Genomic DNA, 22309 nt, shown 5'->3' with positions numbered 1-22309 from the left:
ATGGCGATGCAACCGTGGTTCACGGACGCCAAGCTGGGGATCTTCATCCACTGGGGGATCTACGCCGTCGACGGCGTCCAGGAGTCCTGGTCGTTCTACGACGACATCGTCCCCTACGACCGGTACATGTCCCAGCTCGACCGGTTCACGGCCGCCCGCTACGACCCGCGCGACTGGGCGAAGCTCTTCGCGCGGGCCGGCGCGAAGTACGCCGTGCTGACCAGCCGCCACCACGACGGCGTCGCCCTGTGGGACACCGCGTACGGCGACCTGAACGTGGGCCGGGACCTGATCGGCGGGTACGCGGACGCCCTGCGCGAGCAGGGCCTCAAGGTCGGCCTGTACTACTCGCACTCGGACTGGAGCCACCCCGACTACGCCTCCACCCGCAAGCCCGGCCGCCCGCCGGAGCTGGAGGACAACCGCTACTCGGAGGTCGCCGCCGAGGACGAGGACCTCGACGCCTGGGAGAGGTTCCTCGCCTACCGGGACGGCCAGATCCGCGAACTCACCAGCCGCTACGCGCCGGACCTGATGTGGTTCGACGGCGAGTGGGACCGCAGCGAGGAGCAGTGGCGCATCCGCGAACTCGCCGCCCTCATCCGCTCCGAGGTGCCGGACGTCGTCTTCAACGCCCGCATGCTCAGTGAGGGCGACTACGCCACCCCCGAGCAGGGCGCCCCCGTCATCCCGCCGGAGGGCCCCTGGGAGCTGTGCCTGACGATCAACGACTCCTGGGGCCACCAGCACCACGACCACCACCACAAGTCGGTCGACCAGCTCATCCGCTACTTCACCGAGACCATCGGCGGCGGAGGCAACCTGCTCCTCAGCGTCGGCCCGCGCGAGGACGGCACGATCACGGACGAGCAGCGGGAACGGCTGGAAGGCCTCGGCGACTGGATCGCCCGGCACGCGGAGGCCGTGTACGGCACCGAACGGGGACTCCCGCCGGGCCACCACTACGGCCCGAGCACCCTGTCCAAGGACCGCCGCACCCTCTACCTGACCCTCTTCGACGCCCCGCGCGCCGAGATCAACGTCCGCGGCCTGCTCAGCGGTGTCCGCCGCGTCTCGGTCCTGGGCAGCGGCACGGAACTCGCCCACGAGATCACCGGCGGCCTCCACGAGACCCCCGGCATCCTCTGGATCCAGCCCCCCGCCGCGGCGGACCTCGACCCGCACGCCACGGTGCTGGCCGTCGAACTGGAAGGGGAACTGGAGCTGTACCGCGGAGCCGGCCGGTTCTGACGAAAGTTTAAGAAACCGGTAAGTGGCCTGCTCACGGGCGGTATGTGGACGCCCGTGAGCACGCCGGTTCGCCTGGTGGACATCTGAAGTTCGCCCGGTCCCCCTGGGATGCGGAATGCCCGGCGAAAGAAAGGTGTCACGGTGCGAGACCCGCGTATGTCCGCGATCGGCAAGGGACTGAAGCGTCGCGGAAGGCTGGTGATGCAGGCCGTGAGTCCCCCGCGCCGGACCCTCGACGCCATCCCCGCTCCCCGCCCGGCCGTCGACCCCTACACGGCCCCGCCCGCACCCCGGCTGGTGGACTCACCGGTCTTCGTGCTGTCGTCGGTGCGCTCCGGCTCCACCCTGCTGCGGGTCCTGCTCAACAGCCACAGCCGCATCCGCGCCCCGCACGAGATGCACCTGCGCACCGTGCACGTGAACCTCTCCCGCGACTTCACCGCGGACGCCATGCGGGCCCTCCACCTCGACAAGGACGAGCTGGAGCACGTGCTGTGGGACCGGGTGCTGCACCTCGAACTCACCCGCAGCGGCAAGGACGTCATCGTCGACAAGACCCCGCCCAACACCCTCATCTGGCCCCGTCTGCGCCGATGTTGGCCGAACGCCCGCTACATCCTGCTGCTCCGCCACCCCGGCGCCGTCATCACGTCCCTCACCGAACGCCGCGCCGACCCGGACCACGAGGCCATCCGCGCCGAAGTCCTCGACTACAGCGAGAAGCTGGAGGAGGCCCGCCGGAACCTCGGCCCCCACGTGATCACCTACGAGGAGCTCACCGCCGAGCCGGAGCGGGTCACCCGGGGCATCTGCGACCACCTCGGCCTCCCCTGGGAGCCCGGCATGCTCGACTACGGCAGCAAGGACCACGGCACCTTCCGCCCACAGCTCGGCGACTGGTCCAGCACCATCAAGTCCGGCCGCATCCAGTCCGCCCGCACCGCCGCCCCGGACGTCGACCTGCCCCCACGCCTGCGGGAACTCGCCGAGGCGTGGGGGTACGGCGTCTAGAGCCGCAGGGCCTCCACGGTCGTGGTCTGCGCGGGGGCCTCGACGGAGTCGACCGGCACCGTGGGCAGCGGTTCCGTCGCCTCCGGCCGCTGCTGCGGCAGCGACACCGGCCGCAGCGGACGCGGCCCCGACACCACCGTGTAGTCCTGGCCCAGGAACGGCGGAACCATCTCGCCCGGGTCCTCGCCGAGCGCCAGCTGCACCGCCGCCCACGGGGCGTTGACCCCGCACAACGACAGCTGGTGCAGCCCGCCGGCCGGGCGGGTGTTGACGTCCATGAGGACCGGCCGGTCGCCGTACATGCGGAACTGGATGTTGGACAGGTAGTGCAGCCCGAAGCCCTCCGCGATCCGCCGCGCCGGGTCCAGCCACTGCTCGTTCAGCGTGAAGCCCCGGCGACGGCCGTTCTTGGTGCGGCCCACCGCCAGCCGGACCCGGCTGTCCGGACCGGTCAGGCAGTCCACCGACACCTCGGGCTGCTCCAAGCGCGGCATCACCAGCCAGTCGACCGGCTCCTCGGCCCGCCGCAGCGCCTCGAGGACCAGGTCGAGCTGCACGTACGGGGTCGGGAAGCCGCCCAGGTGCATCAGCGAGAACGGCGTACGGGTGATCACGCGGAAGCCCACGCCGCCCGCCCCGGACGCCGGCTTGAAGCACGCCTTGTGCCCGCCGGCCTCCAACTCCTCGACGGCGGCGACCAGTTCGTCACCCGAACGGACCCGCCACCACGGCGGCACCGGAACGCCGATCGCCTGCACCGCCTCGTAGGCGATCACCTTGTCCTGGAAAATGGCCACCGCCTCGGGCGGCGGCGCCAGCACCGCCGTACCCGCCGCCTCGAACTCGGCGCGGTGCGCGACGATCGCCGACTGGTGCAGCCGGGGCACGAACACGTCGATGCCGCGCCGCGCGCACTGGTCCAGCGCGTACTCGACGTACCCGGCGGGGGAGAGGTTCTCGGGTTCCAGTTCGGCGGTGTCGGCGGCGGCCAGCACGGGCGAGTCCGGGTCACCGTGGGTCGCATGGATCTCGACGGCCCGGTCGCTGGGATTTCTCCGCAGCTGATCCATGAAGAACACGTTCTCCGCGTACGTGCGGTTGAGCCAGACGCGTACGCGAGAGACCATGCAGGCCGCCTTTCACGGTTCGCGGGCAGGGCTGAGCAGCCCGTGCCCGGGCAGGACGTATGGAGGGACACCAAACCGCCCCTGTCGAAGGGACATTCTCAGCGGTGGTGTTGGGGCAGATCATACGGCTTCGGCGGGGCCCCACGTGCAACACGCGGGTTACGGATTCCGCACCCGGCCGTCCGGGGACGCCCTTGTTCCCGTCCCGCGGATGTGATCTCGTAGTGGAGTTCGTGTGCGCGGAGGGGGCGAGAGGTGACGTCGACGGCCGGTGGCGCCGGACAACTGCTGGCCATCAGCGATCTGCACATCGGTTACCCGGAGAACCGTGCCCTGGTCGAGGAGATGCGGCCCGGGACGGACGAGGACTGGCTGCTCGTCGCCGGTGACGTCGCGGAGACCGTGGCCGACATCCGCTGGGCCCTGAAGACCCTCGCGGCGCGTTTCCGCAAGGTCGTCTGGGCGCCCGGCAACCACGAGCTGTGGACCCATCCGAGCGATACCGTCACCCTGCGCGGCGTCGCCCGATACGAGTACCTGGTCGAGCTGTGCCGGGAACTCGGCGTGACGACACCGGAGGACCCCTACCCCGTCTGGGAGGGCCCCGGCGGCCCCGTGGCCGTCGCCCCGCTGTTCCTGCTGTACGACTACTCGTTCCTGCCGGCCGGGTGCACGACCAAGGAGCAGGGCCTCGCGTACGCCCACGGCACCGGGATCGTGTGCAGCGACGAGTATCTGCTGCACCCCGACCCGTACCCGAGCCGGGAGGCCTGGTGCCGGGACCGGGTCGCCGCGACCGAGCGCAGGCTCGCCGAACTGCCCGCGGACCTGCCCGTGATCCCCCTCAACCACTATCCGCTGGACCGGCACCCGATGGACGTGCTGTGGCACCCCGAGTTCGCCATGTGGTGCGGCACCGGCCTGACCGCCGACTGGCACCGCAGGTTCCCCGTCCACACCATGGTCTACGGCCATCTGCACATCCCCCGGACCACCTTCCACGAGGGCGTGCGCTTCGAGGAGGTCTCGGTGGGCTATCCCCGTGAGTGGCGCAAGCGGCCCGGGCCGCCGGGAAGGCTGCGGCGCATCCTGCCGAGGGAGGGCGAGGAGCGGTGATCGAGGAACTGCTGCCGGAGACCGTGGTCACCGTCGAGGCGTACGGCCACGAGGATGCGGACACCCCGCTGTACCCCGAGGAGGAGGCGCTCATCGCGCGGGCGGTCGCCAAGCGCCGGCGGGAGTTCGCCGTCGTGCGCTCCTGCGCCCGCCGCGCCATGGAGAAGCTCGGTGTGCCGCCGCGGCCGATCCTGCCCGGCGAGCGCGGCGCCCCGGGCTGGCCGGCCGGGCTGGCCGGCAGCATGACCCACTGCGACGGCTACTGCGCCGCCGCCCTGGTCCGCGCCGCCGACCTGGCCTCCGTCGGCATCGACGCGGAGGTCCACGGACCGCTGCCCGAGGGCGTCCTGCCGTCCGTGTCCCTGCCGGCCGAGGCGGAGCGGCTGCGGCGGCTCGCCGCCGAACACCCCGGAGTGCACTGGGACCGGCTGCTGTTCAGCGCCAAGGAATCCGTCTACAAGGCGTGGTTCCCCCTCACCGGGAAGTGGCTGGACTTCATGGAGGCCGACATCGAGATCACCGCGGACGGCCGCTTCCGCGCCGATCTCCTCGTCCCCGGGCCGCTGGTGGGCGACCGCCGCCTGGGCCACTTCGACGGCCGCTGGACCGCCGCCCGCGGCCTGGTCGCGACGGCGGTCGCCGTACCGCACGGCTAGGGCACCCTGCCGCATCGGGTCCCGGAATCGTCATATCGGGTCCCGGAGCCGTCGTGTCGGGTCCCTGAGCCGTCGGTCAGGACCGCGGCTCCGGGCACCATGTCTGCAACAGCCGGAAGAACGCCTCCTCGTTGCCGGACAGACCGGCGCGGTCGAGGGCCCGTTCCGCGTCGGCGAGCACTGCGGGCGGGACGACCGGCGGGCCGCCCTCCACGTCGAAGGCGGCGCGGACGGTGTGCAGCAGCCGCAGATACGCCTGGACGGCGGTGCGTTCGCGGTCGGTCAGTACGGCGGTGGGCATCGGTCGGCTCTCCCCGTGTCGCGTCGTCGGTCCCGCGCCCTCGCGGCGCGCACGCCCCGGACAGCGGGGGCGCACCTCCAGCTTGCCGCCCACCACTGACAATCCGGCCCCGCCGGCCCTCGGTTCGCCCGCTCGGCGGAGGCGGAACCGCCCCCGGTGACGCGGTGGCCGGCCGCCCGTCAGCTCTGCGGCCCCCGGTACCCCAGCGACGCCTCGATCCGCCCCGCCAGGTGGTCCCGCTGCACCGGCCCCCGCGACGACGAACCCGCCAGCCACGCACGGCACTTGCTGGCGAGCAGCAGGCCGAAGCTCTCGGCGTCCTTCTCGTCGTCCAGGTCGAAGCGGCTGCGCGCGGCGACCTTCAGCACCGTCGCCTGGAGATCGGCGCCGTCGTCGAGCAGCCGCGCCGCGACCGCGGCGCCCTCGACGTGGTGGGAGCAGTGCCCGGCCTTCATGTGCCACAGCTCGTGGCCCAGGATCACCAACTGGTGGTCGGGGGCCGTGCGTTCCTCGATCACGACGAGGTCCTGGTCGGCCATGTCGAGCCAGAGCCCGCTGGCGGTCCCCGGCGGGAAGGCGGCCGTACGGAAGAGGACGGGGCGGCCGCGGCGTCTGCTCATGGCGTCGCACAGCGCGCGGTACAGCTCGTCGGGCCGGGCCGGCGCGGGGAGGGTCAGCTCCGCGACCAGCTCGCCGCACAGGCGGCGCATTTCCTTACCTATGCCCACAGTTCTCCCCACGGTCACGACTCGGGCCGCTTGACGCTCTCCAGGAGCATGTCCAGCCACTCCGCGACCTTGTCGCGGTGCTGGTCGGTGGGCAGCTGCGCGGCCCGCCAGGCGATGCCGCGCACGCCGTGGTCCTGGAGGAGCCGCTCCAGCGGGTCGTCCGCCGCGGCGGACGACTCCCGTTCGCGGTCGGCGAGCTTCTGCAGCAGCTCCTGCTCGGTGTGCTGGAGGGCGGTCACGAGCGCCTCGGGATCCTCGGCCGTGAGGAAACCGGCGTGCACCCGGAAGAACCGCTGGAGCGCGTCGCAGTGCTCCATGGTCGGCCGCCGGTCGCCGTTGATGAGGGCCCCGGCCTGCTGCCGGGACATGCCCGCGCCGTCGGCGATCTCCTGCTGGGTGTACTTGCGGCCGTTGGGCTTGAGCCGGGTCCGGCGCAGCAGGTCCAGCCGCTGCAGGAACCGGGCCTGCACATCGGGCTCGCCCGCGGGCCGACCCCCGAGCAGGGCCTTCACCACGGGCTCCGGGACGCCGGAGGCGACGGACAGCCGGCCGGTGTCGAAGACCTCGGCGTGCGGCACGCCGAGCCGGTCGGCGAGCGCGGTGACACGGGAGACGACGGCCGCCAGCACGGTCGTCCGCGTGGCGCCAGGACCTTCGACGAAGCCACCCGTCACCGACAGATCTCCTACGTCTCTCACAGGCTTCTCACAAGCGGATGCCGTGACTTACCCCGGCGTGAACTTCCCGGAGCGTAGCCGGTGGTTCGAACTCACATCCAGGTCTCGCCACAACTGTGGCCAATTTCAGCCGTCAACAGGCATGAAATGCCACGATAGTTGACACGCCTCAGCTCCGGGCAGCAGGATCGGGGCGCCGCGTCAAGGCCGCACAGGCAAGAGGGGTGACCTCCCGATGGCATATCAGGCAGGAGGGCAGCGGCCGGCACCGCGGCCCGCCCCCGAGACTCCCGAGGCCCAGGCCTACCTGGAGGACTGCGCGGGGCTTCTGGAGGCCGTCTCCTTCCCCTCGCTCGTCGTCGACCACTGCTGGGACGTCGTGCTCACCAACAGCGCGTTCCGGTCACTTTTCGGCGGCGTCGGCCCGCATCCGACGGCCATGCCGGGCGACAACTTCCTCAGGTTCGTGCTGTTCCACCCCGACGCGCCCACGGTGCTCGGCGAGCACGAGGCGAGCTGGTGCCTGCCGATGCTCGCGCACTTCGCGCGGACCGTGGAGAGCCACGGCCCCGACCACGGACTCCAGGCCATCCGCCGCGACATCGCCCAGGACCCGATCATGGAGGCCGCCTACCGGCACGGCCTGCCGCACTGGATCCGCTCGGTCGGCGAGGCGGCCGTCGAGATCGACGGCGCCGTACGGCCCCTCCTGCACCCGGACCCGCGCTGGGGCGCCACCGACTGCCGGGTCGTCGCCGAGACGTCCAGGACCCTGGAGGAACTGGGCTGCACCCGGCTCACGTTCGTCCTGCGCGAGGCCCGCCGCGCCCCCTTCCGGGAGCGGCGGACGCGGCGCGGCGCCTCCCACCTGAGGGTCGTCCCGGCGGCCGACTGAGCCCCCGGCCCTCGTGCCGTGCGTATCCGTCCGTGCGTATCCGCGCCCTTCCTGTCCGCACCATTCCCAGACCGTGTGGTGTGTGACATAGTACCGGCGTGAGCGTGCCGCTGACCTGCGATGTCGTGGTGATCGGAGCCGGAGTCGTCGGTGCCGCCTGCGCCCTGTACGCGACCCGGGCCGGCCTCGACACCGTCGCGGTCGACCGGGGACCGGTGGCCGGCGGGACGACCGGCGCGGGGGAGGGGAACCTCCTCGTCTCGGACAAGGAACCCGGACCCGAACTCGAACTGGCCCTGCTGTCCGCCCGGCTGTGGGCCGAACTGGCCCGCGAGGGGCTGGGGAAGGCCGTCGAGTACGAGGCCAAGGGCGGCGTCGTCGTCGCCGGCGGTGAAGCGGCGCGGGCCGGGCTGGAGGAACTCGCCGCCGGGCAGCGCGCGGCCGGGGTGGAGGCCGTCCCCGTGCCCGCCGACCGCCTGACCGACCTGGAGCCGTACCTGGCCCCCGGCCTGGCGGGCGGGGTGCACTACCCGCAGGACGCCCAGGTGATGCCCGCGCTGGCGGCGGCGCACCTGCTGCGCGCTTCGGGCGCCCGGTTGCTCACCGGCCGGGAGGTGACCGGGGTGCTGCGGGGCACCGGCGGCGCGGTGCGCGGGGTGCGGACCGACCGGGGCGACCTCCACGCCCCGGCCGTCGTCAACGCGGCCGGCACCTGGGGCGGCGAGGTCGCGGCCCGCGCCGGGGTCACCCTGCCGGTGCTGCCCCGGCGCGGCTTCGTCCTGGTCACGGAGCCGCTGCCGCCCCGCGTCCGGCACAAGGTGTACGCCGCCGACTACGTGGCCGACGTCGCCAGCGACTCGGCGGCGCTGCAGACGTCCCCGGTGGTGGAGGGCACGCCCGCCGGGCCCGTCCTCATCGGCGCCAGCCGCGAACGGGTCGGCTTCGACCGGTCGTTGTCGATCCCGGCGCTGCGGGCGCTGGCGGCGGGCGCGACCCGGCTCTTCCCGTTCCTCGCCGGAGTGCGGGCCATGCGGACCTACGCGGGTTTCCGGCCGTACCTGCCGGACCACCTGCCCGCCATCGGCCCCGACCCCCGCGCGCCCGGGCTCCACCACGCCTGCGGGCACGAGGGCGCCGGCATCGGCCTGGCCACCGGCACCGGGCACCTGATCGCCCAGGCGCTGACCGGGCGGGCACCCGACCTGGACCTACGGCCGTTCCGCCCCGACCGCTTCACCGAGGAGGCCGAGTGAATCCGCTGGAGCTCGCGGGCGCCGGCCCAGGTCCCGCCTTCACCGTCACCTTCGACGGGCGGCCGGTCCGGGCACTGCCCGGGCAGACGGTCGCTGCCGTGCTGTGGGCGGCGGGCGTCACCTCCTGGCGCTCCACCCGGGGCGCGGGCCGCCCCCGCGGCGTCTTCTGCGGGATCGGCGTCTGCTTCGACTGCCTGGTGACCGTCAACGGGCGGCCCAACCAGCGGGCCTGCCTGGTGCCGGTGCGGCCGGGCGACGTGATCGGCACCCAGGACGGGACGGGCCACGAGGAGGCGCGCCGTGCGCACTGACCTCGCCGTGATCGGCGCCGGACCGGCCGGCCTCGCCGCCGCCCTGGCGGCCTGCGCACGCGGCGTACGGGTCGCCCTGGTCGACGCCGCGACCGAGGCGGGCGGGCAGTTCTACCGGCAGCCCGCCGCCGGGCTCCGGGCCGGGCGGCCCGAGGCGCTGCACCACCGGTGGCGGACCTGGGAGCGGCTGCGGGACGGACTCGCCGCCAGTGCCGTCCGCGTGCTGACGGATCACCATGTGTGGGCCGTGGAGCGCGGGCCCGACGGCTTCACCGTGCACGCGCTGCTGGGGCCGGAGCAGGAGGAGCCGGCCGAGGTGCACGCCCGTGCCGTGATCCTGGCCACCGGCGGCTACGAGCAGGTGCTGCCCTTCCCCGGCTGGACCCTCCCCGGCGTCGTCACCGCCGGCGGCGCACAGGCCATGCTCAAGGGCGGGCTCGTGGTGCCGGGGCGCCGGGCCGTCGTGGCCGGGTCGGGACCGCTGCTGCTGCCCGTGGCGACCGGGCTCGCGGCCGCCGGGGTCGAGGTCGCCGCGCTGGTGGAGTCCACCGCCCCCCGACGCCTCGCGGGCCATGTCCCGGCCCTGGCAGGCAAGCTGGCCGAAGGCGCCGGGTACGCCGCTCGCCTGCTGCGCCACCGCGTGCCGGTCCTCACCCGCCACACGGTCGTACGCGCCCACGGCGGCGGCACGATGACGCCCCGTACCGACGGCGCGCCCCTCCGGCTGACCGGCGTCACCGTCGCCGCCCTCGACGGCGACGGCCGGGTCCGGCCCGGCACCGAGCTGCACCTGCCCTGCGACACCCTCGCCGTCGGCCACGGCATGCTCCCGCACACCGACCTCGCCGACGGCCTCGGCTGCCGCCTCGACGGGCTCGCCGTCGCCGTCGACGCCGAGCAGCGCACCGACGTGCCCGGCGTCTGGGCGGCCGGGGAGGCCACCGGCGTCGGCGGCGCCGCCCTCGCCCTCGCCGAGGGCCACCTCGCCGGCCGCTCCGCCGCCGCCCGCCTGCGCGGCACCACCCCCGACCCGGCCCCCGCCGCCGTCAAGGCCCGCACGAAGCTCAGGAGATCCGCAGCCGCCCTCGACTCCGCCTACGCGCCGCCCGCGCACTGGCCCGAGCAGGTCACCGACGACACCGTGATCTGCCGCTGCGAGGAGGTCACCGCCGGTGCCGTACGCGACGCCCTGGACCTCGGAGCGGGCGACGAGCGCACCGTGAAGCTGCTGACCCGGGCCGGAATGGGCTGGTGCCAGGGCCGGATGTGCTCCACCGCGGTCGCCGGACTCGCCGGATGCCCACCCACCCCGTCCAGACGGCCGTTCGCCCGTCCCGTGCCGCTCGGCGTCCTCGCCCGGCAACACCCCCAGGAGGGACCGTCATGACCGACCACCGCCCCTGGCGCGGCGTCCTCGTCGCCACCGCGCTCCCGCTGCACGACGACCTGTCCGTCGATTACGACCGGTACGCCGAGCACTGTTCCTGGCTCGTGGAGAACGGCTGCGACGGCGTCGTGCCGAACGGCTCCCTCGGCGAGTACCAGGTGCTCACCCCCGAGGAGCGCGCCCGGGTCGTCGAGACCGCCGTCGCCGCGATCGGCGGGGAGCGGGTCATGCCCGGTGTCGCCGCCTACGGCTCCGCCGAGTCCCGGCGCTGGGCCGAGCAGGCCGCCGAGGCGGGCTGCCGGGCGGTGATGCTGCTGCCGCCGAACGCCTACCGCGCCGACGAACGCGCCGTCGTCGCCCACTACGCCGAGGTCGCGAAGGCGGGCCTGCCGGTCGTCGCGTACAACAACCCGATCGACACCAAGGTGGACCTCGTGCCGGAGCTGCTCGCCCGGCTGCACGGCGAGGGATACATCCGGGGCGTCAAGGAGTTCTCCGGCGATGTCCGCCGGGCCTACCGGATCGCCGAACTCGCCCCCGAGCTGGACCTGCTGATCGGCGCCGACGACGTCCTGCTGGAGCTGGCCGTCGCGGGCGCGAAGGGCTGGGTGGCGGGCTATCCGAACGCCCTGCCCCGGGCCTCCGTCGAGCTGTACCGCGCGGCCGTCGACGGCGCACTGGACACCGCGCTGCCCCTCTACCGGCAGTTGCACCCGCTGCTGCGGTGGGACTCGCGGGTGGAGTTCGTCCAGGCCATCAAGCTGTCCATGGACCTCGTCGGCCGCCACGGCGGCCCCTGCCGCCCGCCCCGGGTGCCGCTGCTGCCCGAGCAGGAGGCCGCCGTCCGGGCCGCCACCGAAAAGGCCGTAGCGGCCGGATTGGCGTAGGGATCATGCGCAGCAGACTCGTCCTGCACGCCGTCGACTCGCACACCGAGGGCATGCCGACCCGGGTGATCACCGGCGGCATCGGCACCATCCCCGGCGCCACCATGAACGAGCGGCGGCTGTGGTTCCGCGAACACCGCGACGACGTCAAGCAGTTGCTGATGAACGAACCGCGCGGCCACTCCGCCATGAGCGGCGCGATCCTGCAGCCGCCCACCCGGCCCGACTGCGACTGGGGCGTCGTCTACATCGAGGTCTCCGGCTATCTGCCGATGTGCGGGCACGGCACCATCGGCGTGGCCACCGTGCTGGTCGAGACCGGCATGGTCGAGGTCGTCGAGCCGGTCACCACCATCCGGCTCGACACCCCGGCGGGACCGGTCGTCGCCGAGGTGGCCGTGGAGGACGGCGCCGCCCGGGCCGTCACCCTCCGGAACGTCCCCTCCTTCGCCGTCGGCCTCGACCGCGAGGCCACCCTCGCCGACGGGCGCACGGTGACCTACGACCTGGCCTTCGGCGGCAACTTCTACGCCATCCTGCCGCTGGAGCGGTTCGGCCTGCCCTTCGACCGGTCCCGCAAGGACGAGATCCTCGCCGCGGGCCTGTCCCTGATGGCCGCCGTCAACGCCGAGGACCCGCCCGTCCACCCGGAGGACCCCTCCATCCGCGGCCTCCACCACGTCTACCTGGCCGCCCCCGGCTCGACCGCCCGCCACTCCCGGCACGCCATGGCCATCCACCCCGGCTGGTTCGACCGCTCGCCCTGCGGCACCGGCACCAGCGCCCGCATGGCCCAGCTCCACGCCCGCGGCGAACTCCCGCTGCACACCGAGTTCGTGAACGAGTCCTTCATCGGCACCCGGTTCACCGGCAGACTGCTCGGCACGACCGAGGTGGCCGGCCGCCCGGCCGTGCTGCCCAGCTTCACCGGACGCGCCTGGATCACCGGCACCGCCCAGTACCTGCTGGACCCGGAGGACCCGTTCCCCGCGGGATTCGTCCTGTAAGCCGACCCGAGCACACGAGAGGAACCCCGACCGCCATGGCCCCGCGGCACACCCCCGCCCTGCCCGTGCTGGGCAGCAGGAAACCCAGCCACCGGGAGCGGGTCGCGGACGCACTGCGGGCCGCCCTGATCGCCGGCGAACTGCGCCCCGGCGAGGTCTACTCGGCGCCCGGCCTCGCCGCCCGCTTCGGCGTCTCCGCCACGCCCGTGCGCGAGGCCATGCTCGACCTCGCCAAGGAGGGCCTGGTCGACACCGTACCCAACAAGGGCTTCCGCGTCACCGCCGTCTCCGAGCGGCAACTCGACGAGTACACCCACGTCCGGGCGCTGATCGAGATCCCCACGACGGCCGGCCTCGCGGTCACGGCCGACCCGGAGGCCCTGGAGGCCCTGCGCCCGGTCGCCCAGGAGATCGTCACCTCCGCCGCGGCCGGCGACCTCATCGCCTACGTCGAGGCCGACCTGCGCTTCCATCTCGGCCTGCTGGCCCTCGCCGGCAACGCCCACCTCGTCGACGTCGTACGGGACCTCAGACGCCGCTCCCGGCTCTACGGGCTGACCGCACTGGTCGAGCAGGGGCGGCTGGAGGCGTCCGCCGAGGAGCACCTGGAGATCCTGGACGCCCTGCTCGCCCGGGACGCGGAGGCCGTACGGGCCGTCATGACCCGGCACCTGGGGCACGTGCGGGGCCTGTGGGCCGCGCCCTGAACGGCCGGACGCCACCGGTTCAACGGCCGCGTTTGGCCGCCTGGATCTGCTCGTACACCCGGGTCCGCAGCTCGGCGAAGCGCGGGGACACCCGCGTGTGCACCTGGTCCCGCCCGTCCGGCAGATCGACCTTCAGCTGCTCCCGGACGACGGTGGGCGAGGCGGACAGCACGATCACCCGTTCACCCAGGTACACCGCCTCGTCGATGTCATGGGTGACGAACAGGATCGTGATGCCGCGCTCCCGCCACAACCGCCGTACAAGGTCCTCCAGATCGGCCCGGGTCTGCGCGTCCACCGCCGCGAACGGCTCGTCCATCAGCAGCACCTCGGGCTCGTACGCCAGGGCCCGGGCGATGGCCACCCGCTGCTGCATCCCGCCCGACAGCTGCCAGGGATACGCCCCGGCGACGTCCGCCAGCCCCACCGACTCCAGCGCGTCCGCGACCAGCGCGCGGCGCCGCTCCCTGCTCAGCTTCTTCTGTTTGAGGGGCAGTTCGACGTTCTGCCCGACCCGCATCCACGGGAAGAGGCTGCGGCCGTACTCCTGGAACACGAACGCCGTCCCGGGCGGCGGCCCGTCGACCCTGCGGCCCGCGAGCCGCACCTCACCGGACGTGGGGGAGAGCAGGCCGCCGACGCACTTCAGCAGGGTCGTCTTGCCGCAGCCGGACGGGCCCACCAGGCAGACCAGTTCGCCCGCCTCCACGGTGAAGGTCAGGTCGCGCACCGCCTCGGTCCGCCGCCCCGAACCCTCGTAGACCTTCCGCAGGCCGTGTACGTCGAGCATGGACCGCCCTTTCGCGAGGTTCACGGGGACCGCCGGCCGGCCTCGCGCAGGCCGTGGTACCAGCCGAGCACCCGCCGCTCGACCAGCCGGAACAGGACCGAGAGGAGGAAGCCGAGCAGGCCGAGCAGCAGGATCCCGGTCCACATGTCGGGGATCGCGAAACCGCGCTGGAACTGCACGATGGTGAAACCGAGGCCGTTGCTGGCCGCGAACATCTCGCTGATGACCATGAGGATGATCCCGATCGACAGCGCCTGGCGCAGTCCCGCGAAGATCTGCGGGCTCGCCGAGCGCAGCACCACGTCCCGCAGCCGGGCGGCACCCCTGATGCCGTAGGAGCGGGCCGTCTCGGCCAGCACCGGGTCGACCGCGCGGACGCCCTCGACGGTGTTGAGCAGGATCGGCCACACGCAGCCGCTCGCGATCACCACGATCTTCATCGTGTCGCCGATGCCCGCGAACAGCATGATCACCGGCACGAGCACCGGCGGCGGCACCGCCCGCAGGAACTCCAGCACCGGCTCGCACACCGCCCGCACCCGCCGGTGGGAGCCGATGACCGTGCCGAGCGCGACCCCCGCGACGGCCGCCACCGTGTAACCCGCCGTGAGCCGCAGCACGCTGGGCAGCACGTCCTCGCGCAGCCGCTCGCCCGTCCACACGTCAGGGAACGCGCCGAAGATCGTGCGCAGCGGCGGCCAGTAGACGTTCGTGCTGCCCGCCGAGGCCACCCACCAGACGGCCACCAGCACCGCGGGCAGAGCGACCGCGAACGCCAGCCGCAGCAGCACCGGCCTCACACCGCCACCTCCCCGCGCACCGACTGGTGCCAGGCCAGCGCCCGCCGCTCCACCGACCTCGCCCCGACGTTGATCAGCAGCCCGAGCACCCCGGTCACCACGATCAGCGCGTACATCTCCGGCACCGCCTGCGAGGTCTGCGCGACCGCGATCCGGGCACCCAGCCCCGGCGCCCCGATGACCAGTTCGGCGGTGACGGCGAGGATCAGCGCCACGGCCGCCGCCAGCCGCACCCCGGTCATGACGTACGGCAGCGCCGTCGGCCACAGCACGTGCCGGACCCGCGCCCAGGGGCCCAGGCCGTACGAGCGTGCCGTCTCCTCCGCGACCGGGTCGACGTCCCGGACGCCGTACAGGACCTGGACCAGCACCTGCCAGAACGCGGCGTACACGACCAGCAGCAGCACCGAGCGCAGTTCCGTGCCGTACAGCAGCACCGCCAGGGGGATCAGCGCGACCGACGGGATGGGCCGCAGGAACTCGATCGTCGAGGCGGTCACCTGGCGCAGATACGGCACCACGGAGATCACCACGCCCAGGACGACACCCGCGCCCACCGCGATCGCCAGCCCGAGCGCCCAGCCGGTGAGGGTGTCGCCGAGCGCCGACCAGAAGGCGGGGTCGGCCAGTTCCCGGCCGAGGGCGTCCGCGACCCGGCCGGCCGGCGGGAAGTAGTCGTCGTCGACCAGGCCGAGCCGCGGCACCGCCTCGCAGAGCACGAGGAACGCCGCGAGCCCGGCCGCGCCCAGTGCCGCGTCGGCGCCCTTCACGGCAGCAGCTTGTCCAGGTCCGGCGCCCGCTCGAACAGCCCGTCCCGTCGGCCCAGTTCGGCCAGCCGCTCGATGGAGGCGCGGTCCGGCTGGGCGGGCCAGCGGGGCAGGGTCAGCTTCTCCAGCAGGGTGCCGGGGATCTTCGTGTACGTGGTGAGGATTTGCCGGACCTCGTCCGGGTGGCTGTCGGCGTACTTCATCGACTCGGCGGTCGCCTCCTGGAACTTCTTCACGAGGTCCGGGTTCTTGGCGGCGTACTGCTGGGAGGTGAAGTACATGGCCACGGTGAGGTCCGGTGACACGTCGTGGAAGTTCGAGGCGATCTCCCTGCCGCCTGCGGCCTTGACGGTGGCGAGCGCGGGCTCCGGGGTGCAGGCCGCGTCGACCTGCCCGCCGTCCAGCGCGGCGGGCATCTGGTCGAAGGGCATCTCGACGAACTCGACCTCGGAGGGGTCGCCCCCGGCCTTGCGGACGGACTCCCGGACCGACGTGTCACAGATGTTGTTGAGCGTGTTGACCGCCGTCTTCCTGCCCTCCAACTGCCTGGCGGAGGTGAGGGGGGAGCCCTTCCTCACGGTGACGGCCGCGAAGTCGGCGCCGTCCTTGCCCGTGGACGCGACGCCGTTGGCCACCGCCTTCACCGGCATGTTCTTGGACTGGGCGACCAGCAGCGACGTCGTGTTGCTGAAGCCGAACTGGAACTGCCCGGACACGACCCCGGGCACGATCGCGGCACCGCCCTGGGCCGGGGTCAGCTCCAGCTCGATGCCGCGTTCCTTGTAGAAGCCCTGTTTCCGGCCCAGGTAGATGGGCGCGACGTCCAGGACGGGCACGATGCCCACCTCGACCTTGGTGGTTCCGCCGGACGAGCCCGGCTGGTCCGCCCCGTCGGGGTCGGACGAGCCGCAGGCGGTGACGGCGGCCAGGACGGACAAGGCCGTGAGGCCGACGAGCAGACGACGCATGGCTCCCCCGTGGGACCGGTCCAGGTGCTCCGACAGGCTGTGCGCAGGCAGTACGGATGTGCTCAGCGGGAACCTAGGGCCCGTTCCGAGCCATGGTCAATGCAATTACGGATAAGGGTAGTTGACGGCCGCCTCTCGTCACAGGTCCAGCACGAGCCGCTTGCCGCGGCAGCGGGACACGCAGATGAGCATGGTCTCGCCGGCCGCGCGCTCGTCGTCGGTGAGCACCGAGTCACGGTGATCGGGTTCGCCGTCGAGGACGTCGGTCTCGCACGTGCCGCAGGTGCCCTCGGTGCAGGAGTACAGCACCTCGACGCCCGCGGCGCGCACGGCGTCCAGGACGGACACGTCCGGCGGGACGGTGAGCGTCCGGCCGCTGCGCGCCAGCTCCACCTCGAACTCGGTGTCACCGCCGGTCTCCTGCTCCTTCGGCCGGAACCGCTCGACGCGCAGCACCCCGGACGGGCAGCGGGCCTCGACCGCGTCCAGCAGCGGCCCGGGGCCGCAGCAGTAGACGAGGGTGTCCTCGGGCAGGTCGTCCAGTACCGGGGGGAGGTCCAGCAGTCCCGTCTCGTCCTCGGGCGCGATCGTCACCCGGTCCCCGTACCGGAGCAGTTCCTCACCGAACGCCATCGACCCGCGGGTGCGTCCGCCGTACAGCAGCGTCCACTCGGCGCCCGCGGCCTCGGCCGCCGCCAGCATCGGCAGGATCGGGGTGATGCCGATGCCGCCCGCGACGAAGCGGTAGCGGGGGGCGGGTTCCAGGCGGAAGTTGTTGCGGGGGCCGCGCACCCGGACCTTGTCGCCCTCGCCCACCTGCTCGTGCACATGGGCCGAGCCGCCCCGCCCGTCCGGCTCGCGCAGCACCGCGATCCGCCAGGCCGTCCGGTCCGCCGGATCGCCGCACAGCGAGTACTGCCGTTCCAGGCCGGGGCCGAGCAGGACGTCGACGTGGGCGCCCGGCTCCCACGCCGGGAGCGGCTCGCCCAGCGGGTGGCGCAGGGTCAGGGCCAGCACCCCGTCGGCCACCGACTCGCGGCGGCCGACGACGAGTTCGGCTTCGTACACGCTCATGAACTGTTCCCTCGCGGCTCGTGTCGCGGCTCGTGGCCCTGCGGGTGGGCGAGCATCCACTCCCACATCTCGACCGGGTCCTGCGCGGTGTGCTCCCGGCCGCAGTGGCACGTGCCGTGCAGGATGTCGGTGCCGGGCAGCCAGTCGATGCGGTAGATCTCGCCGGTGCGACCGGTCACTGGACCTTCTCCACGGGCTTCTCGCCCTGCTCCACCAGCCGGGCCAGGATGCGGCGCGCGGCCAGGCCGCCGGTGTCGATGTTGATGCTCAGCTCCTGGTAGCCGGTGCGCTCGGTGCCGAGCGTCCTCTGCAGCAGGTTGAGCGCGGTGACGTCCTGCATCACGACCGTGTGGTTGTTGCCGCGCAGGAACTCGGTGACCTCGGCGTCGTCCGTCGCCCAGTCCCGCGAGACGGCCCAGAAGTCGTACACCTTGCCGTCGCCGGACGGCGTGATGCAGTACGTGATCTCCGTGTGGAAGCCGTTGGGGTCGCTGCCGTCCGCCTCGGGCAGTACGCCGACCGGGGCGATACGGCTGTGCAGCAGGTACAGGCAGGGCGCGTGGTACTCGATGTCCTGCCAGCGGGTGATCCGGCCCTCGATACCGGTCGACTTGGCGTAGAAGGGCGGGCACTCGGCGTCGTCCATGTGCCGGCTGACCCGGACGATCCCGGCGCCCTCGTCGACCTCCGTGGTGATCGGCGTCTCGGCGACCTCCGGGGTGCCGATGTAACCGCCGTGCAGATACGTCTCGTGGGACAGGTCCAGAAGGTTGTCGACGAGCAGGCCGTAGTCGCAGTCGATGGGCTCCATGCCGCGCACGGTCACCCAGCCGGGGGAGTCGAGGTGCTTCGCCCGCGGGATGGCCTGCGGGTCGGCGAGCGCCGGGTCGCCGATCCACACCCAGATCAGCGAGTCCTGCTCGACGACGGGGTAGGAGGCGACCCGGGCCGTGCGCGGCACCCGTTTCTGCCCCGGCACGTACACGCACGTGCCGGTCGTGTCGTACGTGAACCCGTGGTACCCGCACACGATCCGGTCCCCGTCGAGGCGGGTCGGGGCCTCGGACAGCGGGTAGCGGCGGTGCACGCACCGGTCGTGCAGCACGACCGGCGTGCCGTCCTCCTCGGTCCGGTACAGCACGAGCGTCTCACCGAGGATCGTCCGTCCGAGCAACTCCCGCCCGACCTCGTGACTGTAGGCGGCGACGTACCACTGGTTCCTGGCAAAAGCGGTGGTGTGCGGCATGGCGTTCGGCTCCCGTCGTTGGGTCGTGGCGATATCGTCGGAACGAGTTGTGCGGGGGCGCAATACGGCTTCCGTGTCACGGAAGAGTGCTCGGAAACTCCCTGGTGGGAGTGCTGATGCGAGGCGCTGTGCCGCTGCGTTCCGGCAAGAGAGACAGCAGTCATAACGTCTGCCGGCAATGACGGGCGCGTTCGCCGGTGACCATCTCATTGAGATGTATGTCCGTTTTCTTGCTTCTCTGGCGCTCCTTTGGCTGCATACGGCTGGTACAGCGGCAGAATTTGCATAGCAGCAGATCAAGGCTGGGCGTTGCCGTGACGGGAGGGGGCGGGGTCGAATCCGGGTCGAATCGTATTCCATTCGCCCGGTTAGGCGTGTTGGTGCAGGTCAATGACATGATCAGACGTCATCACACGGGGGTCGTGTGATTGGCTGCGGCAGGTCCCGAGGGGCAGGGGTGGTCACCGGGAGGTTCTTGGTCTGCTGGTGGTACAGCGGCTACGCATCGCTGACCTGCGCACAGGGCGGCTATGGGCAGCTCGTCGGAGTCGTTGGCCCGGGAATGGTGCGAGAAGCTGCTTGATGCCTATCCCGCCGAGACGGGAATGCCGCCCAGGATCCTGGGAGAGGCACTGGACAAGCTGTACGAGTGAGCCGGCGTCTGTCTCACCTGCGCCGACGCGGCCGCCGCCGAGCAGGACCCGGAAAAGATCGTGATGTCGATCAAGTGCGTACGGCTCGACAACGACTGCGCCGACCTGTGTACAGTCGCCGCGCGGATCCTGGCCCGGCAGACGGGCTACGACGCGCCTACCACGATGGCGATCATCGAGGCGACCCGCACCGTCCTGCGCGCGAGCGCCGACGCCGCCGAGGAGATCAAGGGCACCCCGTACTTCGAGTTGTCCGCGAGGGCCTGCCGTGAGACGGAACGGCTGCTCGGCCAGTTGGTCGAGCAGATGGGTTCGAGCGAGGCGGGGGAGGGCTACCCGACGTCGCCGCCCAGTGCGACGACCCCTGCCGGAGCGTCCATGAGCGGCGGAACCCGGGCGTCGGAGGAGACCGACGTGTCTGAAGAGCAACTCCGTGAGATGAATATGGACGAACTGCGCGATATGGCCCGCGAGAAGGGTCTCAGCGGCGTCCACGACATGCGCAAGGAAGACCTGGTCGGCGCGCTCAGCGGCAAGCAGAGCTCGTAAGACGAGCACGCCGGCTCCGCCACGCGCCGTAGAGAGCCTGGCGGACTTCGGTGTCTGGTCCACAGCGTGCCCTCCCGCGCGGCCGCGTCATCAATGTGCTGCGGACGCCGCCTCAACGCCCCGAACCTTGACCGGACGGCGGGCGGTGGCCCGGCCGGTGATGGTGTACCACTGGACGGCCAGCGCGACGGCCAGAGCGATTTCGACGAGGTCGCCGCCGTAGTACATCAGTTGGGCACCGGTGTGCAGGTCGCTGGTGGTGAAGGCGGTGCCGGGCGGGGGTGCGGCGTACAGGCTCTTGGCGAGAACGGCGTGGCCGGCACCGGCACACAGCAGCGCGGGACCGCGCACGGCGAGGCGCCAGCGGCGGCGCACCGGGTCGAGTTGGCAGACCGTGAAGGTGAACAGCAGTCCGGCGGCCAGCACATGCGTGTGCGTCACGGCGTGCAGCAGCGGCTGGTGCTGTGCGGCGGCGAATTGTCCGGTGCGGTAGAGCAGCCACAGGCCGCCGATGTCCACCAACGCCGCCACCGGAGGGAAGAGGAGCAGGCCGACCGGCCGCGCGTGGGCCGTCGCCAGCAGGCCCTGTCGCACACGCCCGGGAGGCAGACTGCGCAGGGCGAGGGTGAGGGGACGGGCGAGGACAAGGAGCAGCGGGGCTGCCATGCCGACGATCAGGTGCTGGGTCATGTGCGCGGTGAACGGCCCGCCCGGCAGTTCGCTCGACACCGCCCAGGCCACCGTGACGCAGCCGGTGGTGAAGGCCACGTCCCGCGGCCATGGCCATGCGTCCCCACGGCGGCGCAGGCGGTGGGCGGCCAGCAGATAGACACCGGCCGCCAGTACCGCGAGCACCGCAAGCACCGCGATGTACGGCTCGGTCAGGCTGCCCGGTCCTGATCCCGTCTCGGCCGGTACGGGGTGGACGTCGTGGACCTGCGTCACGCTGTCGGCTCCGTCCGGGTGCGGCGGGCCGCGCGGACGGCGAGGGTGCAGCCGATGAGCAGCAGGACGAGGCCGCCGATGTTCCATGCCCAGTCGTACGGGGTGACGTCCACCCCGTAGCGGATCTGGTGCAGGCGCAGCAGCTTGTGGTCGACGATCCCGTCGAAGAGCTGGAAGGCGCCCAGGCCCAGGAAGAACCCCGCCCACGCGTGGGCGGCGGCCAGGGCCCGTCGGCGGCGCAGGTCGGCGTAGAGAAAGAATCCGGCGACCAGGGCCAGCAGCTCAGCGGTGTGCAGAAGGCCGTCGGAAAGCAGGCCAACGCTGCTGGTGGAACGGTCGTAGAAGTGGTGCCAGCCCAGGAGCTGGTGGAAGACGATCTCATCCACAGCGGCCATCACGGCCACGCCGATCAGGGCGCACACGGCCAGAGACCTCCGGCGCTGTGGACGCGGCCCGGAGGCGGGCTGCGGAGGAACTGCATCGCTCATGGCGGAGCCTCGCCTTCCTGCCGGGCTACTTCCTGTCGACCTTCCATCTGACCCCCGTGAACTGGCCCAGGGCATTCGTCCGGGGTGCTGGTGAGTCACTGGCGCGGTGCAGTCCGCTCGGATGGGTGAAAGGTGTACGCGCCGGGTACCCGGCAGGGCGTGATCACGCGCGCACTGTGGCAGGGACTGCTGGCCGGCACGGCCGGAGGCGTGGTGATGACGCTCGGCGAGAAAATCGAGCAGGCAGTCACCGGCCGACCCGACTCTCATGTTCCCGGGCGGGTCCTCGAACGCCTCACCGGCATGCCCGATAGCCCCGGCAGACAGCCGCTGCCGGTCAACTGGACCATGCACTTCGGCCAGGCCGCCCTCCTCGGCGTCCTGCGCTCGGTCATGGCCCATGCCGGACTGCGAGGACCGGTGGCCTCGGCGAAGTTCACCGTGGTCCGCCTCACCAACGACCAGATTCTGGAGAACGCCACGGGTGTGGGCGCCCCACCGTCCACCTGGCCCCGCACCGAACTGACGGTGGACGTGCTGCACAAGGCCGTCTACGCCTTCGTCACCGGAGCGGTCGCCGACGCACTCGCCGCCCGATCCGGTCCCGGACCGGGACAGCGTCACGCCGCCGTCCGGCCAGGCCGGCACTCCGACGTCGGACCCCTGCCTCGGCGGGACGCCTACGGTCGGTAGGCGCCTGCGGTCGTGCATCGGA

Annotated in this window: 26 protein-coding genes; 13 read left to right on the top strand and 13 right to left on the bottom strand. The window is 72.4% G+C overall.

The features are described from left to right. Together ACSUPV_RS05900 and ACSUPV_RS05895 are read left to right on the top strand one after the other, a co-directional pair. A complete protein-coding gene (locus tag ACSUPV_RS05900) occupies window positions 1–1251 on the top strand; it encodes an alpha-L-fucosidase (protein ID WP_436947064.1) in 1251 nt (416 codons plus the stop codon). A gap of 141 nt (window positions 1252–1392) precedes the next feature. Next, window positions 1393–2262, top strand: a complete 870-nt coding sequence (locus ACSUPV_RS05895) for a sulfotransferase family protein (RefSeq protein ID WP_382610279.1) — start codon at window positions 1393–1395, stop codon at window positions 2260–2262. Here ACSUPV_RS05895 and ACSUPV_RS05890 read toward each other — a convergent pair. Continuing rightward, window positions 2259–3389, bottom strand: a complete 1131-nt coding sequence (locus tag ACSUPV_RS05890) for an ATP-grasp domain-containing protein (RefSeq protein ID WP_436947063.1) — start codon at window positions 3387–3389, stop codon at window positions 2259–2261. The two genes, ACSUPV_RS05895 and ACSUPV_RS05890, sit on opposite strands and share 4 nt — an antisense overlap. Before the next feature lie 255 nt (window positions 3390–3644). Here ACSUPV_RS05890 and ACSUPV_RS05885 point away from each other — a divergent pair, with 255 nt between their 5' ends. Both ACSUPV_RS05885 and ACSUPV_RS05880 read left to right on the top strand, forming a co-directional pair. Beyond that, complete coding sequence (locus ACSUPV_RS05885; protein WP_436947062.1) at window positions 3645–4505, top strand: metallophosphoesterase family protein; 861 nt, start codon at window positions 3645–3647, stop codon at window positions 4503–4505. After that, window positions 4502–5161 (top strand): 4'-phosphopantetheinyl transferase family protein, encoded by a 660-nt coding sequence (locus ACSUPV_RS05880; RefSeq protein WP_037769434.1) that lies wholly within the window; start codon window positions 4502–4504, stop codon window positions 5159–5161. The genes ACSUPV_RS05885 and ACSUPV_RS05880 overlap by 4 nt, the downstream gene beginning before the upstream one ends. Before the next feature lie 76 nt (window positions 5162–5237). Here the strand turns inward: ACSUPV_RS05880 and ACSUPV_RS05875 are convergent, their stop codons facing one another. The 3 genes from ACSUPV_RS05875 to ACSUPV_RS05865 all read right to left on the bottom strand — a co-directional run bounded on the left by ACSUPV_RS05875 (window position 5238) and on the right by ACSUPV_RS05865 (window position 6864). Then, window positions 5238–5462: a hypothetical protein gene (locus ACSUPV_RS05875; RefSeq protein WP_037769432.1), complete on the bottom strand. Its 225-nt coding sequence runs from the start codon at window positions 5460–5462 to the stop codon at window positions 5238–5240. Window positions 5463–5641: 179 nt separating this feature from the next. Then, window positions 5642–6172 carry a hypothetical protein gene (locus ACSUPV_RS05870; protein WP_031112210.1) on the bottom strand — a complete coding sequence of 177 codons (531 nt, stop codon included), beginning with the start codon at window positions 6170–6172 and terminating at the stop codon, window positions 5642–5644. A 32-nt stretch (window positions 6173–6204) separates the two neighbouring features. Then, a complete protein-coding gene (locus ACSUPV_RS05865; RefSeq protein ID WP_436947061.1) occupies window positions 6205–6864 on the bottom strand; it encodes a helix-turn-helix domain-containing protein in 660 nt (219 codons plus the stop codon). 238 nt (window positions 6865–7102) lie between these two features. Here ACSUPV_RS05865 and ACSUPV_RS05860 point away from each other — a divergent pair, with 238 nt between their 5' ends. The 7 genes from ACSUPV_RS05860 (at window position 7103) to ACSUPV_RS05830 (ending at window position 13314) form a co-directional block, all read left to right on the top strand. Further along, the gene (locus ACSUPV_RS05860) at window positions 7103–7762 is read left to right on the top strand and encodes an MmyB family transcriptional regulator (RefSeq protein WP_436947060.1); all 660 of its coding nucleotides are present in this window, start codon (window positions 7103–7105) and stop codon (window positions 7760–7762) included. 98 nt (window positions 7763–7860) lie between these two features. Further along, window positions 7861–9015, top strand: a complete 1155-nt coding sequence (locus ACSUPV_RS05855; RefSeq protein ID WP_436947059.1) for an NAD(P)/FAD-dependent oxidoreductase — start codon at window positions 7861–7863, stop codon at window positions 9013–9015. Beyond that, window positions 9012–9326 carry a (2Fe-2S)-binding protein gene (locus ACSUPV_RS05850; RefSeq protein ID WP_031112217.1) on the top strand — a complete coding sequence of 105 codons (315 nt, stop codon included), beginning with the start codon at window positions 9012–9014 and terminating at the stop codon, window positions 9324–9326. Before ACSUPV_RS05855 ends, ACSUPV_RS05850 begins: the two co-directional genes overlap by 4 nt. Then, window positions 9316–10713 (top strand): FAD-dependent oxidoreductase, encoded by a 1398-nt coding sequence (locus ACSUPV_RS05845; RefSeq protein WP_436947058.1) that lies wholly within the window; start codon window positions 9316–9318, stop codon window positions 10711–10713. Before ACSUPV_RS05850 ends, ACSUPV_RS05845 begins: the two co-directional genes overlap by 11 nt. Further along, window positions 10710–11600: a dihydrodipicolinate synthase family protein gene (locus ACSUPV_RS05840; RefSeq protein ID WP_382610259.1), complete on the top strand. Its 891-nt coding sequence runs from the start codon at window positions 10710–10712 to the stop codon at window positions 11598–11600. Before ACSUPV_RS05845 ends, ACSUPV_RS05840 begins: the two co-directional genes overlap by 4 nt. A 5-nt stretch (window positions 11601–11605) precedes the next feature. Next, entirely contained in the window at window positions 11606–12607 is a 1002-nt protein-coding gene (locus ACSUPV_RS05835; protein WP_436947057.1) for a proline racemase family protein, read from the top strand. 35 nt (window positions 12608–12642) lie between these two features. Continuing rightward, the gene (locus ACSUPV_RS05830; protein ID WP_436947056.1) at window positions 12643–13314 is read left to right on the top strand and encodes a GntR family transcriptional regulator; all 672 of its coding nucleotides are present in this window, start codon (window positions 12643–12645) and stop codon (window positions 13312–13314) included. 19 nt (window positions 13315–13333) lie between these two features. Here the strand turns inward: ACSUPV_RS05830 and ACSUPV_RS05825 are convergent, their stop codons facing one another. From ACSUPV_RS05825 to ACSUPV_RS05795, 7 genes are all read right to left on the bottom strand, one after another. Further along, window positions 13334–14104, bottom strand: coding sequence for an ABC transporter ATP-binding protein (locus ACSUPV_RS05825; RefSeq protein WP_436947055.1), 771 nt, complete (start codon window positions 14102–14104; stop codon window positions 13334–13336). Window positions 14105–14124: 20 nt separating this feature from the next. Beyond that, window positions 14125–14904, bottom strand: a complete 780-nt coding sequence (locus ACSUPV_RS05820; RefSeq protein WP_037769414.1) for an ABC transporter permease — start codon at window positions 14902–14904, stop codon at window positions 14125–14127. Further along, window positions 14901–15674, bottom strand: a complete 774-nt coding sequence (locus ACSUPV_RS05815) for an ABC transporter permease (protein WP_031112231.1) — start codon at window positions 15672–15674, stop codon at window positions 14901–14903. Before ACSUPV_RS05815 ends, ACSUPV_RS05820 begins: the two co-directional genes overlap by 4 nt. Then, window positions 15671–16639 carry an ABC transporter substrate-binding protein gene (locus tag ACSUPV_RS05810; protein ID WP_436947054.1) on the bottom strand — a complete coding sequence of 323 codons (969 nt, stop codon included), beginning with the start codon at window positions 16637–16639 and terminating at the stop codon, window positions 15671–15673. Before ACSUPV_RS05810 ends, ACSUPV_RS05815 begins: the two co-directional genes overlap by 4 nt. A gap of 138 nt (window positions 16640–16777) precedes the next feature. Next, on the bottom strand, window positions 16778–17713 hold the full coding sequence (locus ACSUPV_RS05805; protein WP_436947053.1) for a PDR/VanB family oxidoreductase: 936 nt from the start codon (window positions 17711–17713) through the stop codon (window positions 16778–16780). Next, on the bottom strand, window positions 17710–17892 hold the full coding sequence (locus ACSUPV_RS05800) for a hypothetical protein (RefSeq protein WP_031112235.1): 183 nt from the start codon (window positions 17890–17892) through the stop codon (window positions 17710–17712). The genes ACSUPV_RS05805 and ACSUPV_RS05800 overlap by 4 nt, the downstream gene beginning before the upstream one ends. Next, window positions 17889–18959 (bottom strand): aromatic ring-hydroxylating dioxygenase subunit alpha, encoded by a 1071-nt coding sequence (locus ACSUPV_RS05795; protein WP_359786285.1) that lies wholly within the window; start codon window positions 18957–18959, stop codon window positions 17889–17891. Before ACSUPV_RS05795 ends, ACSUPV_RS05800 begins: the two co-directional genes overlap by 4 nt. Before the next feature lie 716 nt (window positions 18960–19675). On the opposite strand from ACSUPV_RS05795, the gene ACSUPV_RS05790 reads away from it, so the two are divergent. Continuing rightward, complete coding sequence (locus tag ACSUPV_RS05790; protein WP_436947052.1) at window positions 19676–20161, top strand: Rho termination factor N-terminal domain-containing protein; 486 nt, start codon at window positions 19676–19678, stop codon at window positions 20159–20161. Between the two features lie 90 nt (window positions 20162–20251). On the opposite strand, the gene ACSUPV_RS05785 is transcribed toward ACSUPV_RS05790, so the two are convergent. Further along, the gene (locus tag ACSUPV_RS05785; protein ID WP_436947051.1) at window positions 20252–21106 is read right to left on the bottom strand and encodes a cytochrome c oxidase assembly protein; all 855 of its coding nucleotides are present in this window, start codon (window positions 21104–21106) and stop codon (window positions 20252–20254) included. After that, complete coding sequence (locus ACSUPV_RS05780; protein WP_037769397.1) at window positions 21103–21594, bottom strand: DUF2243 domain-containing protein; 492 nt, start codon at window positions 21592–21594, stop codon at window positions 21103–21105. Before ACSUPV_RS05780 ends, ACSUPV_RS05785 begins: the two co-directional genes overlap by 4 nt. 159 nt (window positions 21595–21753) lie before the next feature. On the opposite strand from ACSUPV_RS05780, the gene ACSUPV_RS05775 reads away from it, so the two are divergent. Next, window positions 21754–22287: a hypothetical protein gene (locus ACSUPV_RS05775; RefSeq protein ID WP_436947050.1), complete on the top strand. Its 534-nt coding sequence runs from the start codon at window positions 21754–21756 to the stop codon at window positions 22285–22287. Window positions 22288–22309: the final 22 nt, after the last annotated feature.

It is taken from the genome of Streptomyces sp. SudanB52_2052, assembly GCF_964272415.1.
Taxonomy (GTDB): domain Bacteria; phylum Actinomycetota; class Actinomycetes; order Streptomycetales; family Streptomycetaceae; genus Streptomyces; species Streptomyces olindensis.
Note: the sequence above shows the minus strand (reverse complement) of the source record. Positions and strands in the feature narration are given on the sequence as shown.

What these genes read in the sequence shown, in the direction of transcription:
- ACSUPV_RS05805 (WP_436947053.1), bottom strand. Translation starts at nt 17,713, where the DNA reads ATGAGCGTGTACGAAGCCGAACTCGTCGTCGGCCGCCGCGAGTCGGTG.
- ACSUPV_RS05840 (WP_382610259.1), top strand. Translation starts at nt 10,710, where the DNA reads ATGACCGACCACCGCCCCTGGCGCGGCGTCCTCGTCGCCACCGCGCTC.
- ACSUPV_RS05795 (WP_359786285.1), bottom strand. Translation starts at nt 18,959, where the DNA reads ATGCCGCACACCACCGCTTTTGCCAGGAACCAGTGGTACGTCGCCGCC.
- ACSUPV_RS05830 (WP_436947056.1), top strand. Translation starts at nt 12,643, where the DNA reads ATGGCCCCGCGGCACACCCCCGCCCTGCCCGTGCTGGGCAGCAGGAAA.
- ACSUPV_RS05900 (WP_436947064.1), top strand. Translation starts at nt 1, where the DNA reads ATGGCGATGCAACCGTGGTTCACGGACGCCAAGCTGGGGATCTTCATC.
- ACSUPV_RS05790 (WP_436947052.1), top strand. Translation starts at nt 19,676, where the DNA reads ATGTCGATCAAGTGCGTACGGCTCGACAACGACTGCGCCGACCTGTGT.
- ACSUPV_RS05870 (WP_031112210.1), bottom strand. Translation starts at nt 6,172, where the DNA reads ATGCGCCGCCTGTGCGGCGAGCTGGTCGCGGAGCTGACCCTCCCCGCG.
- ACSUPV_RS05810 (WP_436947054.1), bottom strand. Translation starts at nt 16,639, where the DNA reads ATGCGTCGTCTGCTCGTCGGCCTCACGGCCTTGTCCGTCCTGGCCGCC.
- ACSUPV_RS05825 (WP_436947055.1), bottom strand. Translation starts at nt 14,104, where the DNA reads ATGCTCGACGTACACGGCCTGCGGAAGGTCTACGAGGGTTCGGGGCGG.
- ACSUPV_RS05875 (WP_037769432.1), bottom strand. Translation starts at nt 5,462, where the DNA reads ATGCCCACCGCCGTACTGACCGACCGCGAACGCACCGCCGTCCAGGCG.
- ACSUPV_RS05890 (WP_436947063.1), bottom strand. Translation starts at nt 3,389, where the DNA reads ATGGTCTCTCGCGTACGCGTCTGGCTCAACCGCACGTACGCGGAGAAC.
- ACSUPV_RS05860 (WP_436947060.1), top strand. Translation starts at nt 7,103, where the DNA reads ATGGCATATCAGGCAGGAGGGCAGCGGCCGGCACCGCGGCCCGCCCCC.
- ACSUPV_RS05780 (WP_037769397.1), bottom strand. Translation starts at nt 21,594, where the DNA reads ATGAGCGATGCAGTTCCTCCGCAGCCCGCCTCCGGGCCGCGTCCACAG.
- ACSUPV_RS05835 (WP_436947057.1), top strand. Translation starts at nt 11,606, where the DNA reads ATGCGCAGCAGACTCGTCCTGCACGCCGTCGACTCGCACACCGAGGGC.